General features: G+C 42.3%; 19 protein-coding genes. 18 read left to right on the top strand and 1 reads right to left on the bottom strand.

Annotated features, from left to right (window positions below; genetic code table 11):
- The first annotated feature begins 121 nt into the window (after positions 1-121).
- The 18 genes from MHI25_RS12190 (at position 122) to MHI25_RS12275 (ending at position 13,766) form a co-directional block, all read left to right on the top strand.
- On the top strand, positions 122-565 hold the full coding sequence (locus MHI25_RS12190) for a DUF1641 domain-containing protein (RefSeq protein WP_036685888.1): 444 nt from the start codon (positions 122-124) through the stop codon (positions 563-565).
- 40 nt (positions 566-605) lie between these two features.
- Positions 606-1,784, top strand: a complete 1,179-nt coding sequence (locus tag MHI25_RS12195; RefSeq protein ID WP_076189793.1) for an NAD(P)/FAD-dependent oxidoreductase — start codon at positions 606-608, stop codon at positions 1,782-1,784.
- Between the two features lie 164 nt (positions 1,785-1,948).
- A complete protein-coding gene (locus MHI25_RS12200; RefSeq protein WP_076278065.1) occupies positions 1,949-2,575 on the top strand; it encodes an SGNH/GDSL hydrolase family protein in 627 nt (208 codons plus the stop codon).
- A 108-nt stretch (positions 2,576-2,683) separates the two neighbouring features.
- Positions 2,684-3,730 carry a hypothetical protein gene (locus tag MHI25_RS12205; protein ID WP_340395484.1) on the top strand — a complete coding sequence of 349 codons (1,047 nt, stop codon included), beginning with the start codon at positions 2,684-2,686 and terminating at the stop codon, positions 3,728-3,730.
- Positions 3,731-3,762: 32 nt separating this feature from the next.
- Positions 3,763-4,509, top strand: coding sequence for a type I methionyl aminopeptidase (gene map / locus MHI25_RS12210; protein WP_076218952.1), 747 nt, complete (start codon positions 3,763-3,765; stop codon positions 4,507-4,509).
- 101 nt (positions 4,510-4,610) lie between these two features.
- Entirely contained in the window at positions 4,611-5,438 is an 828-nt protein-coding gene (locus MHI25_RS12215; RefSeq protein ID WP_076303458.1) for a HEAT repeat domain-containing protein, read from the top strand.
- 345 nt (positions 5,439-5,783) lie between these two features.
- The gene (locus MHI25_RS12220) at positions 5,784-6,206 is read left to right on the top strand and encodes an Rrf2 family transcriptional regulator (RefSeq protein WP_076100677.1); all 423 of its coding nucleotides are present in this window, start codon (positions 5,784-5,786) and stop codon (positions 6,204-6,206) included.
- A gap of 177 nt (positions 6,207-6,383) precedes the next feature.
- Positions 6,384-6,908 (top strand): hypothetical protein, encoded by a 525-nt coding sequence (locus MHI25_RS12225; protein ID WP_076189801.1) that lies wholly within the window; start codon positions 6,384-6,386, stop codon positions 6,906-6,908.
- Between the two features lie 428 nt (positions 6,909-7,336).
- Positions 7,337-7,603, top strand: coding sequence for a hypothetical protein (locus tag MHI25_RS12230; RefSeq protein WP_076303459.1), 267 nt, complete (start codon positions 7,337-7,339; stop codon positions 7,601-7,603).
- Positions 7,604-7,653: 50 nt separating this feature from the next.
- The gene (locus tag MHI25_RS12235; RefSeq protein WP_340395485.1) at positions 7,654-8,388 is read left to right on the top strand and encodes a metallophosphoesterase family protein; all 735 of its coding nucleotides are present in this window, start codon (positions 7,654-7,656) and stop codon (positions 8,386-8,388) included.
- 96 nt (positions 8,389-8,484) lie between these two features.
- Positions 8,485-9,087 carry a GNAT family protein gene (locus tag MHI25_RS12240; RefSeq protein ID WP_076183265.1) on the top strand — a complete coding sequence of 201 codons (603 nt, stop codon included), beginning with the start codon at positions 8,485-8,487 and terminating at the stop codon, positions 9,085-9,087.
- 5 nt (positions 9,088-9,092) lie between these two features.
- Entirely contained in the window at positions 9,093-9,851 is a 759-nt protein-coding gene (locus tag MHI25_RS12245) for a peptidase E (protein WP_081387708.1), read from the top strand.
- Positions 9,848-10,399 carry a GNAT family N-acetyltransferase gene (locus MHI25_RS12250; RefSeq protein WP_340395486.1) on the top strand — a complete coding sequence of 184 codons (552 nt, stop codon included), beginning with the start codon at positions 9,848-9,850 and terminating at the stop codon, positions 10,397-10,399. The genes MHI25_RS12245 and MHI25_RS12250 overlap by 4 nt, the downstream gene beginning before the upstream one ends.
- Before the next feature lie 36 nt (positions 10,400-10,435).
- A complete protein-coding gene (locus tag MHI25_RS12255; protein WP_339191179.1) occupies positions 10,436-10,780 on the top strand; it encodes a protein tyrosine phosphatase in 345 nt (114 codons plus the stop codon).
- 68 nt (positions 10,781-10,848) lie between these two features.
- On the top strand, positions 10,849-11,130 hold the full coding sequence (locus MHI25_RS12260; protein ID WP_254847620.1) for an N-acetyltransferase: 282 nt from the start codon (positions 10,849-10,851) through the stop codon (positions 11,128-11,130).
- 154 nt (positions 11,131-11,284) lie between these two features.
- On the top strand, positions 11,285-12,151 hold the full coding sequence (locus MHI25_RS12265; protein WP_076129951.1) for a VOC family protein: 867 nt from the start codon (positions 11,285-11,287) through the stop codon (positions 12,149-12,151).
- A 67-nt stretch (positions 12,152-12,218) separates the two neighbouring features.
- Positions 12,219-13,112 (top strand): beta-1,6-N-acetylglucosaminyltransferase, encoded by an 894-nt coding sequence (locus MHI25_RS12270; protein ID WP_139329833.1) that lies wholly within the window; start codon positions 12,219-12,221, stop codon positions 13,110-13,112.
- Between the two features lie 18 nt (positions 13,113-13,130).
- Positions 13,131-13,766, top strand: coding sequence for an NAD(P)-dependent oxidoreductase (locus MHI25_RS12275; protein ID WP_076189805.1), 636 nt, complete (start codon positions 13,131-13,133; stop codon positions 13,764-13,766).
- A gap of 77 nt (positions 13,767-13,843) precedes the next feature.
- On the opposite strand, the gene MHI25_RS12280 is transcribed toward MHI25_RS12275, so the two are convergent.
- A complete protein-coding gene (locus tag MHI25_RS12280; protein ID WP_340395487.1) occupies positions 13,844-14,605 on the bottom strand; it encodes an MBL fold metallo-hydrolase in 762 nt (253 codons plus the stop codon).
- Between the last annotated feature and the right edge of the window lie 137 nt (positions 14,606-14,742).

A 14,742-nucleotide genomic window follows, 5' to 3' on the forward strand; every position in this document is an offset into this window, starting at 1 on the left:
AATTCAAAAACTTTGTGACATTTATAACTTGATAAGTGCTATAATAGAAATATGGCGTTAAAAGTTCTTATGTTTTTCATTACTATTAAGCAGCAAAGCTTATTGCAGAGGAGATTTGGATATGTCAGAATCAATCACTCAAACACAACCTGAACAAGAATCACCAAAAGTAGCTGTTAGCAAGGAACAAATGGATGTTCTAGAACAGCTCTTGAAACCAGAAGTTCAGGAATCATTAACAGTCTTGGTGGAACAGCTGCCAAAATTAACTGAGCTTGTTGGCGTGCTTACAAAGTCCTATGACTTTGTGCAAACTGTCGCAGCGGATGATGTCTTGAAAAGTGATACGGTAAGTGCAATTAAAGAACTTGCTGAACCTGTAGTGCATTCCGCGAAGAATATGGCAGCTACAGTGATCGAAGCAAAAGATCGTGCGAATGAAAGTAACGAAGTTATTGGTCTTTTTGGTCTTATGAAGTTGTTGAAAGATCCACAAGCGCAAAAGCTTTTCCGTTTCGTAAATGCATACCTTCAAGTTGCTGGAGAACGCAGTAAGCAGAAATAATCATTTTCATATCTTATACGTAAGGGACGGAGGAAACATCATGTCTAAACATATTGTCATTCTAGGAGCAGGTTATGGTGGTCTACTAAGCGCCTTAACCGTACGCAAATATCTCAAAAAAGATGAAGCTAAAATTACTGTAGTTAATCAGTATCCTACACACCAAATCATTACAGAATTGCATCGTCTTGCAGCAGGTAATGTTGCAGAGGGTGCTGTAGCTATGCCTCTAACTAAGCTTTTCGCAGGGAAAGATATTGACCTGAAAATCGCGAAGGTTAATTCATTTTCTGTGGAGAACAAACAAATTGTTCTTTCTGATGGTGTGACACTTACTTATGATGCGCTTGTTGTAGGTCTTGGCAGCACTACAGCTTATTTTGGCATTCCAGGGCTTGAACAATACAGTATGGTATTGAAATCAGCTGCAGATGCTAACAAAATTCATCAACATATTGAAGATCGTATTCGTGAATATGCGAAATCGAAAAATGAAGCAGATGCAAACATCCTGATCGGTGGCGGCGGCTTAACAGGTGTTGAGCTTGTTGGTGAAATCGCGGATGTATTGCCTACACTTACTAAAAAATATGGCGTTGATCCTAAAGAAATTAAGCTAATGCTCGTTGAAGCAGGTCCTAAAATCCTTCCAGTATTGCCAGATGCATTAATCGAACGTGCTGTAGCAAGCTTGGAGAAACGTGGTGTTCAATTCCTGACAGGTCTTCCTGTTACGAATGTAGAAGGCAATGCGATTGACTTGAAAGACGGTCAAAAAATTATTGCTAACACATTTGTATGGACTGGTGGCGTACAAGGAAATCCACTCATCGGCGAATCGGGTCTTGAAGTTAACCGAGGTCGTGCAACGGTGAATGAATTCTTGCAATCCACTTCCCACAAAGATGTATTCGTTGCTGGTGACAGCGCGGTGGTCTTTGCAGAAGATGGACGTCCTTACCCTCCAACTGCGCAAATCGCTTGGCAAATGGGTGAATTGATCGGATACAATCTGTATGCCTTTTTGAAAAATAAATCGTTTGAAAGCTTTAGCCCAATCAACTCTGGTACACTTGCTAGCTTAGGCCGTAAAGACGGTGTTGCCATCGTTGGTGCAAGTTCTACTCCGTTAAAAGGCTTGCCTGCAACTCTAATGAAGGAAGCAAGTAATATCCGTTACTTGTCCCACATTAAAGGATTGTTCAGCCTAGCTTACTAATATAGTTTAACCCTAAACCCTGCTCAAATCTGAGCGGGGTTTTTGTTATTGTTTTTTTAGTGAAATGTTTGCATTATTGATGTTTCACAGTAGGCTGTATTCATTGTATTTGATATAATAGATTGGGTTATATTAACAGAGGTAGTTAGAGGAGGATTTCATTTATGATATTCCAACAAAACGATGTCATTCTGTTTCAAGGGGACAGCATAACAGACTGGGGGCGTAATCATGAAGACGCTTCATCACTTGGAGTAGGTTATGCAATGATGGTCGCCGCTCGACTGGGGCATTTATATCCAGAGAAGAATCTTACTTTTTTTAACCGTGGTATTGGTGGCAACCGTATTGTTGATTTACAGGGACGGTGGGATAAGGATTGCCTGGATTTGAAGCCGACGTGGGTGTCCATTTATATTGGAATTAACGACACTTGGCGGCGTTTTGATTCTGGTGAAGAAACCACTCCCGAGCAGTTTGAAGCTTCATATCGGGACCTGATCGAACGCACTCGGAAATCTTTGGATGCTAAATTAGTGCTTATAGAGCCTTTTGTTTTGCCTGTACCGGAAGATCGTAGAACTTGGCGTCAGGATCTTGATCCTAAAATTCATATTGTCCGCGAGCTGGCACGTGAATATGGGGCGCCGCTGGTTCCGCTAGATGGACTTTTTGCAGCGGCTTCCGTAAAAGCAGAACCGGCTTACTGGGCATATGATGGAGTACATCCTACTCCTGCAGGTCATGCACTTATTGCGGATGCTTGGCTCAAAACGATGGGAGCAATCTAATCAATTGCCATTTTAAGACTAGAACCACGCTTTAATAAGCAGGTTGTAGTCTTTTTTTAATCGCGTGTTCATAAAGTCGTTTTTATATATTTATAGACACTGTTATAATTGGAATATGCTTATGTATTGGAGGCGATTCGCATTAGGCGGTTAATATGGATAGCACCTTTGTTATTGGTCGTAGTGTTAAGCGGATGTAAAAGTGATTTGGGCTTCATCAATGCCAGATGGATCGAAGGCGTGTCGTTGACACCCGTGGCAACGAGTGATCAGAAACAAGCGGATCGTCCTTTGCACTCAGAGAGCTTAACGCTAAAGGATTCTGTTTTGATCAAGACGCTTGCGGAGGCTATGAACAAGAGTAAGAAATTTTCTGATGATCTGGATTGGGGTCCGGAATTTGAAATGAAGCTTGTTTATGGGGACGGCTATTCGGAAGATTATTACATAGCGCTTGGAGATCAACTTGGACATGAAGGGATGTTTACTACAGCAGAGAACAGCAGTCAGGGCTACACAATTCCTGTAAAAAACTCTGACCAGTTAAGAAAGTTCATTTATGGAACAATCGATACGGAGAACATTGAACAGGCAGACCCTGTGGAGACTTCTGTCGAGGTAACAGGTCCAGTAACCCTATCACATAATGAACTGTCTCCGGTCACAGGGAGAGCGGGATTTTTAAATCTGCAACTGCTAGAGGGGACATATAGCGAAGATTGGACTACACCGAGTCCGTTAGCGGGAAGAAACTGGAGTGGCCGATTTAGGCTAGTAGTGACTGATGAGCATGGAAAAACACTGAGTAGCTATCCGTTAAATGATCAATTTGCCCAGACCTTTAATGATTTTTTTCAGCTTCAGTTTGAGGATTATAATGGAGATGGTGATCCCGATTTTACGATCGGACAATATGGAACGAGTAACGGTTATTTCTACAAGCTTTTTACACTCAGAAGAAATAACGTGATAGAAGAACTACCTATTAAACCTGAAAATCAGCTGTTTATCAGCAGTCCTGAGCGGTATTCCATAAAACTGGATAAAGTTGATGAGCATAGCTTCAAGAGAAGTTACTACGATAACGCAGCAGGCAAACAAGTGGAAGATACTTTTCAGTGGGTAGGGAGTGCATTTCAGAGGCTGGACAAATGATTAATTCATGAAGTGAGAGGAATGTGTGTTGGATGACAAGTGATACGGTACAAGATTTAGAAGGGTTAAAAGCTATTGGAAAAGTGGTGGGCCACACCATCGCCGAGATGAAAAAGAAAGTAACCCCTGGGATGACGACTGCGGAGTTAGATCTTATTGGAGCTGAGATTCTGGAAAGCTTCGGAGCATCCTCAGCCCCGAAGATAACTTATAATTTCCCGGGCAGCACCTGCATCAGTGTGAACGAAGAGGTTGCTCATGGTATTCCGGGTCCGAGAGTGATTAATGCTGGCGATTTGATCAACATTGATGTCTCTGCTGAGCTGAATGGGTATTATGGGGATGCTGGCGTTTCTTTTCAACTGCCGCCCTATAACGATGATATTCTGCGTTTATGCCGGAGTACAGAGGAAACCATGATGAGTGTGATCAATCATCTGCGGGCAGGAATGAAGGTTAACGAGATCGGCAGAATGATGGAACTTGAAGCTCGCAAACGCGGTTATAGAGTGGTGCGTAATCTGTGCAGCCATGGAATTGGCAAATCACTGCATGAGAAGCCTTTTGAAATTCTACCCTTCTATAATCCAAGAGTGACCACGGTGCTAAAGGAAGGACAAGTAATTACGATAGAGCCCTTCCTCTCGACTGGAGCGGACTATGTGGAGCAGCAATCGGATGGCTGGACGCTAAGTGTTGTAGATAACGGTCGGGTAGCACAGTTTGAACATACGATTATCGTGACTAAAGGTGAGCCTGTTATTCTGACTAAGGCATAAAGAGTAGTGTGCGAACAGACCTTATTATTTATAGGTTGTGCCCCGCATACGCGATGCAAGGAATTGTTCAAATCTGAAGATAACTATCGGAGGGACCAGAGATGGCTGAGCAAAAGATGATTGAAGTGCCGTTTCAGCAATGGGTAAACGATAAGGAGCTGTGGGTACAGCTTAATGATTTGATGATGCAGGAGAGTAAACTCCCAGGACCACGAGTGAATTTGGAGCTCTCAGACCATTTTGCCAAACAATTCGCTCATCCTAATCTAACAGATACAGGCTGGGAGCTGCTCGTCTCTTGGACTGACATTAGTGAAGCTGAAGCTGGGGTGAATGATCCCCGTGAGTTTCTGCCGTTTTGTGCAGTTAGGGCGTTGGGTGCTTATTACAGTTACGCTGGAGAAGAGCAGCAAGTAGTGATTCAAAACATCATCAAGACAGCTATGAATGATTCGCGATGGAGGGTGCGTGAAGCGTCTGCTATGGCGCTGCAAATTATAGGGGAGGATGATTTCACCCTGCTCAGGCAGCTGATTGACATGTGGGAGAAAGGTGCGAACAGGCTTGAACAGCGGGCTTTTGTAGCAGCATTAGCGCATCCTCCTCTTTTAAAAAAGAAAGAAAATACGCTATATTGTCTTCAGTTGGCTGCCCGAATCATGGAGAGTATAGATGGTGGGGGAGCGCAACATGAGGACGCTGAGCATTTTCGCGTATTATCTAAGGGACTTGAATACAGCTTGAGTGTATTAGTGGCGAATGAGCCTGAAGAAGGCTTTGTTATGCTGGAGAGATTTGCAAAGAGCCGAGATGCCCGAATCCTTAAGATTGTGAAGAGTAATCTTGGTAAATCGCGTCTGAGTAAAAAATATGCTGCCCAGGTGGCTGAGATCCTAAAGGAATTCGATAACATAGGAAAAGACACTTAGGATACGAGTGCCATTTGGCAGTTGTATTTAATCATTTTTTTTGTTTTTACTTATATTAGAATTAACAATTAAAGAAACAAAGAGAATTAATATAATCAAAGAAAACCACTCTATGGATTGTTCGAATATTAAACTGTAGGTTATATTAATAAATTCAAAGACAACTATTATTAAAAGTATTGCCCAACGATCTTTTTTCATTAAAATGCACCAACCTATCTATATGGAGAATATTGATAGATTATAAGTTGTTCATATCCTCAAAAGTTTGACAAATGCATGAAATGTAACTATTATAGTTGCATCTGAAGGATGTTTTGCAGCAAGGCAGAAGGAGAGATTTCCATGAATATTAGCACCCGATTTGCGGTAGCCATTCATATATTAACGTTAATTGACAGCAATAAAGAAGGCAAAAGCACGTCGGAGTGGATAGCTGGTAGCGTAAACACAAACCCTGTAGTTATCCGTCGGCTTACGAGTATGCTGCAAAAAGCAGGACTAGTAAATGCACGCCCCGGAGTCGCAGGCGCTTCGCTTACACGTAGCGCATCCGAGATTACGCTGCTGCAGATTTATAAGGCAGTTAATGCGGTGGAAGAGGACTCGTTGTTTTCTGTACATGAGCATCCTAATCCAGATTGTCCTGTTGGCAAGAATATAGCCAGTGCAATTGTACCTGTGTTCTCACTCGCCCAAAAAGCAATGGAGAATGTTCTCCAGGAGGTTACATTGGAACAGATTGTGAATGAAATGCCAGAACTATGATTCCTCCATATCACAGCTTAGAAGTAAGGCCAGAACATGTGAAAACGTGATTCTGGTCTTTTTTTGCTTAATTAGGTTTAGGGTCAAAGAAGGGAAGTAAGAGGGAATATAGAATCTGTATTTAGAAGCCGGATTAAAGATAATATACATACATACATTGAGGGAGAGAGCTAAAGAATGTTAAAGAAATTACTGCCTATACTACTAATTATAGTAATGATTACCGGATGTAATGAATCAAAGGATACCACTAAATACGAGGATACTAATTTTGGAATCACCTTTAACTATCCGGATGATTGGGTTGTAACTGAGAAGTATGGAGCGCCATTATGGTTGATAGTCTCTACGACTGATTATAAACCTGCTGAGGGACTTAAAGGTCCGGGAGTAATGCTCTTTGGATTTAAGCCTAAGGACATGGAGCTTGTCAACAAATGGCTCGAGGATGCCCAAACGAATTACAACAACGGGGCGGAGCTGACAAAAAGTAAAGCTAGTTTAGGCGGGTTAGAGTCCGTAAAGTACGAAACTGAAGTATTCGAAGAGGAAGGGAGTAAAGGAAAAGCTATCTATTACGTTATTGAGGCACCGGAAATGTCATTTATGGTGCAGTTCCCTTATAGTGTGGATGAAGTACATAAAGAAGATATGAAGAGGATAGAGGATATTTTACAATCCATAAAGTTTACAAAAGATTAAGTGTGACTAGAACGAGGTAGCTGGAATGGTGGAATGTACGGTATAAATACCGTTGAAATGGGCTGAAGTAGCTGGAATGGTGAAATGTACGGTATAAACGCCGTTGGAATGTGCTGAAGTGGCTGGAATGGTGGAATGTACGGTATAAATGCCGTTGAAATGTGCTGAAGTGGCTGGAATGGTGGAATGTACGGTATAAATACCGTTGAAATGGGCTGAAGTAGCTGGAATGGTGGAATATACGGTATAAATGCCTCAGATTTGGCTGAAATCATCCAAAGTAGCAAAAAGAAAGGCAAAAATGCCCTATAAACGAGCAATAGTCGCTGAATGAGCGAAAAGAAAGGTAAAAATGCCCTACAAACGAGCAACAGCTGCTAAATGAGCGAAAAGAAAGGCAAAAATGCCCTATAAATGAGCAACAGTCGATGGATGAGCGAAAAGAAAGGCAAAAATGCCCTATAAACGAGCAACAGTCGATGGATGAGCGAAAAGAAAGGCAAAAATGCCCTATAAACGAGCAACAGTCGATGGATGAACTAAAAGAAAGGCAAAAATGCCCTATAAACGAGCAACAGTCGCTGAATGAGCGAAAAGAAAGGCAAAAATGCCCTATAAATGAGCAGCGGCCGCTAAATGAGCAGCGGCCGCTAAATGAGCAGCAACAGCCAACATTGAGAATGCAGTACAATTAGTTTTAGGATAAGTAACTTTTTTAAAGATCAATATATACGGAGGTTCTACAGTGGAGCAAATTGCAATAATCTCAGACATTCATGGAAATATACCGGCCCTTACGGCCGTTTTAGATGACATCCGGCAGCGGGGAATCAGCAGAGTCTTTTGTTTAGGCGATATTGTTGGAAAAGGACCGAACTCAGATCTAGCCATTGATATCATAAAAAAGAATTGTGAAATCAGTGTTATGGGGAACTGGGATGATTTAATGAATCAGGATGTTGATTTTGAGATGGCCCGGTGGTGCCGCGGGTTGATAGGTCAAGAGCGCCTAGCTTATTTAAGCACGTTGCCGTTTTCGGTTGAGTTTATGTTGAGTGGTAAATTTGTGCGATTATTTCATGCTTCGCCACGAAGCCTGTATGAACGCGTTCAACCTTGGGATGATTATGAAAAGCGATTATCTTTGTTTGATTATTCTGATCTCTGCCAGGAAAAACGACAAGCGGATATCGTAGGTTACGGGGATATTCATAATGCTTTTATTCAACATCTAGAAGGTAAGACCTTATTTAACGTAGGCAGTGTGGGGAATCCGCTTGATCTAACCCAGGCATCTTATGTGATTATGGAGGGAGAATACATGGGAGTGTCAGCAGCTCCTTTGAATATGCAATTTGTAAGAGTGCCTTATGACATCGAGTTAGCTGTTCAACAGGCCGTTGAGGCAGATATGCCAGCTGCAGAGCCTTATATTCGTGAGCTTAGAACCGCGCAGTACAGGGGAAGTGTCCGGGGATAATAAAGGAAAGGATAATAAAGGAAAGGATAATAAAGGAAACAAAAAGTCAAACTGCAACCTTAATCCAAGCCATCAAAAAGTAATGGAGGGAACAAATTGAAGCTTAGTCACGTATTTGAGCAATTCCCTACTTTGGAATCCGAGCAATTATTACTGAAAAAGATTGAAGTCAGCAACCTTAATGAGGTATTTGGGATATATAGCAATGATCAAGTGTTTGAGTACTGTGGAATTATTCCGAAACATAATAAAGATACAGTCAAGAATATGATCGGTCATTTCGAACGTGATTTTACTAAAGGGGTAAGAGTGAAATGGGGGATTTTCCTCAAAAATAACCCTTACATATTGCTAGGTATCATTGAAGTTATGGATTTTAATCAAAAGGTGGATATGGTGACGATCGGTTATTTTTTGGCGGAGCCTTATTGGGGAAAAGGGATTGCAGCTCAGGCCATTCAATTAGTGGTGAAATATTTATTTGAGACTGCAGAAGTCAATCGAATTCAAGCTGAGGTTATGCCCTTTAATGAACGATCGAAGCGGGTGCTTTTGAAAAATGGCTTTACGAAAGAAGGCACGTTAAGGCAGGCGCATGTATGGTCGGGTAAAGGGCTGGTGGATCTGGAGATCTACAGCATTTTGGCAGAGGAATATTTTGCAAGCATCGGTAAGCTAAGAGTAAGCAATAGGATGTAATCCTAGTGAAAGAAGGGGAAATCATGGGCACTATCGTAGTTATTGGCGGGGGAGAGTTAATCGAGCTTGAAACGCTGGAAATTGATCGTAAAGTTGTGCAGCTGACTCAAAAGGCTAAGCCGAAGGCGTTATTTATTCCAACAGCCAGTAGTGATGCGCCGGGATATTGTGATACTTTTAGCAAAGTATATGGTGATATTCTTGGATGTGAAACAAGTCACTTATTGCTTGTGAGCCAAACCTACACTCATGATGAGATTACAGATTTAATTACAGCTGCTGATTTGATTTATGTGGGTGGAGGCAATACCCGAAAGATGCTGGAGATTTGGAAAAATACAGGGGTAGATACGCTTTTGAAAGAAGCTTATTCCTCTGGAACCGTATTGGCCGGGCTTAGCGCAGGTTCCATCTGTTGGTTTGAATATGGGCATAGTGACTCTGAAGCGTTCGACGACCAGGGGGAATGGCAGTATATCAAGCTTGAAGCCATGGGGATTCTGCCGGGCATTCATTGTCCGCATTATAATGAGGATATTCGGGTTGAAGATTTTACACGCATGGTTAAAGGTGGAGGTTTGCCTGGAATCGCGGTGGATAACAATTGTGCAATCATCTATAAAGATAAGGAATATAAAGTGATGTCGACCAGAGAAGAAGCTAAGGCCTACCGTGTGATTGACTCCGAGCAAGGTGTTGTCGTAACGGAAATAGAAGAACATCCGAGCTACAGACCACTTCATGAATTGTATGGTGCGTTATGATTATTTTTGAAAAGCAAGAGATCAGACTGAGAAAACTTGAGCTAAACGATGCCGCATTACTTGTAAAATGGCTCTCAGACCCCGTTGTACTGGAGTTCTATGAAGGTCGTGATCGCCCGCATGATTTGGAGCTGGTGAAGGAGCATTTTTACGACGAGCAAGCCGAAGTTACGCGGTGTATTGTGCAATACAAGGAGCGGGATATAGGTTATCTCCAGTTCTATCTTATAGATGATGAAGAATTAGAGGTGTACGGCTACGTGGGATTCGAAGGTCAAATCTTTGGGATGGACCAGTTTATTGGCGAGCCTGATTTATGGAATCAAGGAATTGGTTCGCGACTCATTAAAGAAACAGTCAATTATCTAGTCGAAGCAAAACAGGCGGATAAAATTGTCATGGACCCGCAAGCCTGGAATGAAAGAGCCCTTAGAGTATACGAGAAGATTGGCTTTGTGAAGAAGAAATACCTTGAACAGCACGAACAACATGAAGGAGAACTAAGAGATTGTTGGTTGATTGAATACACGAAGCAGTCGAGACAATAAATATCTTTTTAACAATCGGATAAGGAAGGTGCACTTATTAAACTCCTGTTTGTCTGCAGCCAGAATCGCTGGCGGAGTCTAACTGCGGAGAAGATTTTTCAAGGAATTGATGGCCATGAAGTGAGATCTGCAGGGACTGAAGATCATGCCAGAATTAAAATTTCTGAAGGGCATTTGGGTTGGGCGGATGTGATTTTTGTGATGGAGAAGAAACATGTTCGAAGAATTCAAGATAAATTTAGAGACTGTGTAATGGGCAAAAAAATAATTTGCCTGAACATAGCTGATGACTATAAGTATATGGATGAAGATTTGATCGGCCTTCTGGAATCCAGTGTATCCGAATATTTTCTGGAATGGAGCAACAAAAATGAGGATTAGAACAGAAACTGTGGCAGACTATAATGGAGTATTTCAAGTGAATGTTGAGGCTTTTGGTGATCGGGAAGATGAAGCGCAGTTGGTCGAAAACATTCGTTCAGAAGCAAGGAATCGGCAAGGCGCTGATCCAAGAAGGGTTAGAAAGATGTAGAACGCTCGGATATGAGATTGTCTTTTTGATCGGGCATCCCGAATATTATCCAAGATTCGGATTTCAACCCGCAGGGCTACATGGGCTGGAGTTGAAACAATTCGCGGTACCGGAGAATGTCTTTATGGTCTGTGAGCTGAAGGAAGGCGTACTGCAGAGGATTAAGGGAGAGTTGAAATACCCGGAAACCTTTTTTTGAATTACTTATTATATGTTCCTGTGAATCATGTTTGGCTGTGAACCAGTCGACATGATTTTTTTATAGGTAATTGACAAACATATAGAAGGTAACTATACTAAAGATAGTTAATTTGTAACTAAAACAGTTACAGCATGATTGGGAGGAATTTATAATGACGACTAAAACAATACTTCAACCAGATACTCAGATCGGTCTGGTACAGATTAGAGTAAGCAATTTGGAGCGTTCGCTCACCTTTTATCAGAATGTTGTGGGATTAAGCGTTTTGCGGCAGACTGGCCGCGAAGTGGAAATGACCGCTGACGGTCAGAATGTGTTATTAATCTTGCGGGAGATTGAAAATGCGCGGGTGATCCGCCCTAATTCTGTGGCTGGGTTGTATCATTTCGCTATCCTTGTTCCAGATCGTCCTAGCCTTGGATTGGTTGTGCGCAATTTGATCTCTTCGGGGATTGAAGTGGGGCAGGGGGATCATCTGGTCAGTGAAGCGTTGTATATTCAGGATCCAGATAATAATGGGATTGAAATCTATCGAGATCGTCCTAAGAGTGAATGGAAATATGATGCAGAAGGGCATGTAATGATGTCCACTGATCCAGTGGATGTAGATGGACTATTGGCAGCTTCTGAAGGTTTATCATGGAACGGGCTGCCAGCGGGAACAGTGATTGGGCATGTACACTTTCATGTGGGGAATTTAAATAAGGCGAAAGCCTTCTACGTCGATTTGCTTGGTTTTGAACTAACAGCTAATTATGGAAGTGCTGCTATGTTTATCTCTGCTGGTGGCTATCATCACCATATCGGGCTGAATGTTTGGGCCGGACAGGGCGCACCTGCGGCTCCAGCTGATACTGTGGGGATTGATTATTTTACCTTAATTCTTACGAATGAAGAGGAACGCAACGCTGTGGTGGAGCGAGTTCGGCAGGCTGGTTACGCAGTTACAGAAGTGAATGGAACTCCTACATTCCAAGATCCATGGAACATTGGAATCAGACTTGTTTTAGAGAGATAATTATATATCCATTTTCGTCCATTTATTTTATAATATTGGAAATAGATGGGCGGAAGGGTGAAGTTTGTTGGAAGCATTCAAAATGGCGTATATCATTCTTTGTCATAAGAATCCGGAGCAGATCAATTTGCTAATCGATAGTTTAACTAACGAGTCCGTAGAGTTTTTCCTGCATGTCGATCAGAAAAGTAATATTGAAGCTGACATTATTCATCGTAACGATATTCATTTTGTGGAAAAGCCTATTGATGTGCAGTGGGGGCATTACAGCCAGATTGAATGCATTTTGAAGTGCTTTTCGCTGATCAAAGAACATGGGGATTTCAATTATATTCACATTCTAAGCGGTCAGGATCTGCCTCTGGCTTCGAATGAAGTGATTCTAGATTTCTTTAAGGGGAATGAGGGTAAGGAATTTGTGAAGTATTTGCAGCTGCCTAATGCTGCGGAAACTTGGGGATGTTACGAGCGGGTCTCAGTTTATTATCCTAGATTCCTCATCTCAAGGACCCGGCGTATGACAGCGATCCGAATGAGGTACATTAAACTAATTATGAGCGTTCCGTTTCTGCAAAGAAGATTAAGCGCTCTGCCGAACGGTTTATATAAAGGCTCAAACTGGATGTCTATTACAGGTGGATGTATGGAGTACATCTTGGATTTTACAAAAAGCTCTCCGGAATACGTCAGATTTTTTAGGAACACTTTATGTGGAGACGAAATTTTTTTCCATACGATAATTTTGAATAGTGTTTATAAGATGCATGTGCTGAATGAAATTAAGCGGTATACAGATTGGGAAACAGGACCGGATTATCCTAGAACGCTAACGATAGAAGACTATGATCGGATCACTCAACGGGGCACGGAATGCTTTTGGGGGAGAAAATTTGATCTCGATATCGATAGAACCATCGTTCAGGAGCTCCTTGATATAAATATTAAAGCGAAAACATCGTAAACTCAGGAGGACAATCATATGAAAATCGCAGTTGTTGGAGCAAGTGGAAAAGCTGGAAGCCGAATTACGCAGGAAGCGTTGGATAGAGGTCATGAAGTTACAGCGATTGTGCGGGATGCATCTAAAGTAACAAATAGTAAAGCGAATGTCATTGAAAAGGATGTATTTGCACTTACCGCTGAAGATTTGCAGGGGTTCGATGTGGTTGTGAATGCTTTTGGTGCGCCGTTTGGACAAGAACATCTGCATGTGGATGCCGGGAATGTGCTTATTGAAGCGTTGAAGGCTTCGCCCGATACAAGATTGATTGTAGTTGGGGGTGCAGGAAGTCTTTATGTAGATGAAGCCAAAACGCTTAAAGTAGTGGATACGAATGACTTTCCTGACTTTATTAAGCCAACAGCGACGAATCAAGCCAAGAATCTGGAGATTCTGCAAGGAACAGATGCACTCTCTTGGACCTTTGTTAGTCCATCTGCTAATTTTGCCATCGGCACAAGAACAGGTTCTTATGTAAAAGGTAAGGATAATCTTCTGGTGAACTCCAAAGGCGAGAGTTATGTCAGCTACGAAGATTATGCCGTTGCTATTGTCGATGAAATCGAACAGCCGCAGCATATTCGTGAACGGTTTACGGTGGGTTCAGAGTCTTAAGTGATAATGAAGAATAACGATCCTATATAACAAGAGAAGGCAGAGCCGGATTTCAGGCTCTGTCTTCTTTTGTATCATTACAGCTTTCCTTTTCCTTCTGCTAGTTCAGCAATACGTCTGTTTGCATCTCCGCGGTAGCGTCCACCGTGATAACAAATGACCGTATCGATCTCATACTCAGAGAATTTGTTCAGAGAGGACAAAGCCAGCTCCATGTCAGGTGTGGCGGAAGGAGTGGGACCCTGTAGCTCGCCATCCTGAACGGTCAAGGCATCGGCGGCAATAAGTGTACGGCTATCATGATGGTAAAGACTGAGATGCCCTGGGCTATGGCCAGGGGTATGGATCACCGTAATTCCACCGGCAAAAGGTAACTTTTCTCCATCCACAAGCGTTTGATCCACTTTTCCTTTAGGAGGATGGGCTAATACAGAGAGGAAGGCACGCCGCCACTCCTCAGGTACATGAGCTGGGATCATAGCCGCTGCCGCCGCTAAAGCTTCAGGAGTGTGCTTAAGGAGCATTCGCTCTCCTTGAATATAAGGCTGCTCAATTTCATGAGCCAGAACAGTAAGCTCTAGATCTTCATCAGCCAATAGGGCAGGGAGGCAACCAATATGGTCTAAATCCTGATGCGTGATAATAAGGATACGGAGCTTCTCCCAAGGCACATGCGCTTCTTTTAGAGCCTCTTTGAAAGTAGAGAGTAGACCCGGGAATCCGGTATCGACGAGTACGGCGGTATGTTCATCCCAGAGTAGCGTGGGGTAAATCGTGTCTTTTCCACCCATAACCTGCGCTGTAATCTCGAGCATTTCTATTCCTTGAGCAATGTACATTATTATCCCTCCGTGATTGATAATAAGAGCGACGCCGTGAGGCTAATGCATATATTACTCAAAACTGTAAATAAACACAATAGGTAAATTCTTTATTATAACACAAATAAATATTTATGTCAATATGTATCTGATGG

The organism is Paenibacillus sp. FSL E2-0177, from assembly GCF_037992975.1.
Classification (GTDB): domain Bacteria; phylum Bacillota; class Bacilli; order Paenibacillales; family Paenibacillaceae; genus Paenibacillus_AQ; species Paenibacillus_AQ odorifer.

Excerpts from the sequence above, each read along its gene's own strand:
- MHI25_RS12190 (WP_036685888.1), top strand. The coding sequence starts at position 122 with ATGTCAGAATCAATCACTCAAACACAACCTGAACAAGAATCACCAAAA.
- MHI25_RS12195 (WP_076189793.1), top strand. The coding sequence starts at position 606 with ATGTCTAAACATATTGTCATTCTAGGAGCAGGTTATGGTGGTCTACTA.
- MHI25_RS12200 (WP_076278065.1), top strand. The coding sequence starts at position 1,949 with ATGATATTCCAACAAAACGATGTCATTCTGTTTCAAGGGGACAGCATA.
- map (WP_076218952.1), top strand. The coding sequence starts at position 3,763 with ATGACAAGTGATACGGTACAAGATTTAGAAGGGTTAAAAGCTATTGGA.
- MHI25_RS12215 (WP_076303458.1), top strand. The coding sequence starts at position 4,611 with ATGGCTGAGCAAAAGATGATTGAAGTGCCGTTTCAGCAATGGGTAAAC.
- MHI25_RS12220 (WP_076100677.1), top strand. The coding sequence starts at position 5,784 with ATGAATATTAGCACCCGATTTGCGGTAGCCATTCATATATTAACGTTA.
- MHI25_RS12225 (WP_076189801.1), top strand. The coding sequence starts at position 6,384 with ATGTTAAAGAAATTACTGCCTATACTACTAATTATAGTAATGATTACC.
- MHI25_RS12230 (WP_076303459.1), top strand. The coding sequence starts at position 7,337 with ATGGATGAGCGAAAAGAAAGGCAAAAATGCCCTATAAACGAGCAACAG.
- MHI25_RS12250 (WP_340395486.1), top strand. The coding sequence starts at position 9,848 with ATGATTATTTTTGAAAAGCAAGAGATCAGACTGAGAAAACTTGAGCTA.
- MHI25_RS12260 (WP_254847620.1), top strand. The coding sequence starts at position 10,849 with ATGAAGCGCAGTTGGTCGAAAACATTCGTTCAGAAGCAAGGAATCGGC.
- MHI25_RS12265 (WP_076129951.1), top strand. The coding sequence starts at position 11,285 with ATGACGACTAAAACAATACTTCAACCAGATACTCAGATCGGTCTGGTA.
- MHI25_RS12275 (WP_076189805.1), top strand. The coding sequence starts at position 13,131 with ATGAAAATCGCAGTTGTTGGAGCAAGTGGAAAAGCTGGAAGCCGAATT.
- MHI25_RS12280 (WP_340395487.1), bottom strand. The coding sequence starts at position 14,605 with ATGTACATTGCTCAAGGAATAGAAATGCTCGAGATTACAGCGCAGGTT.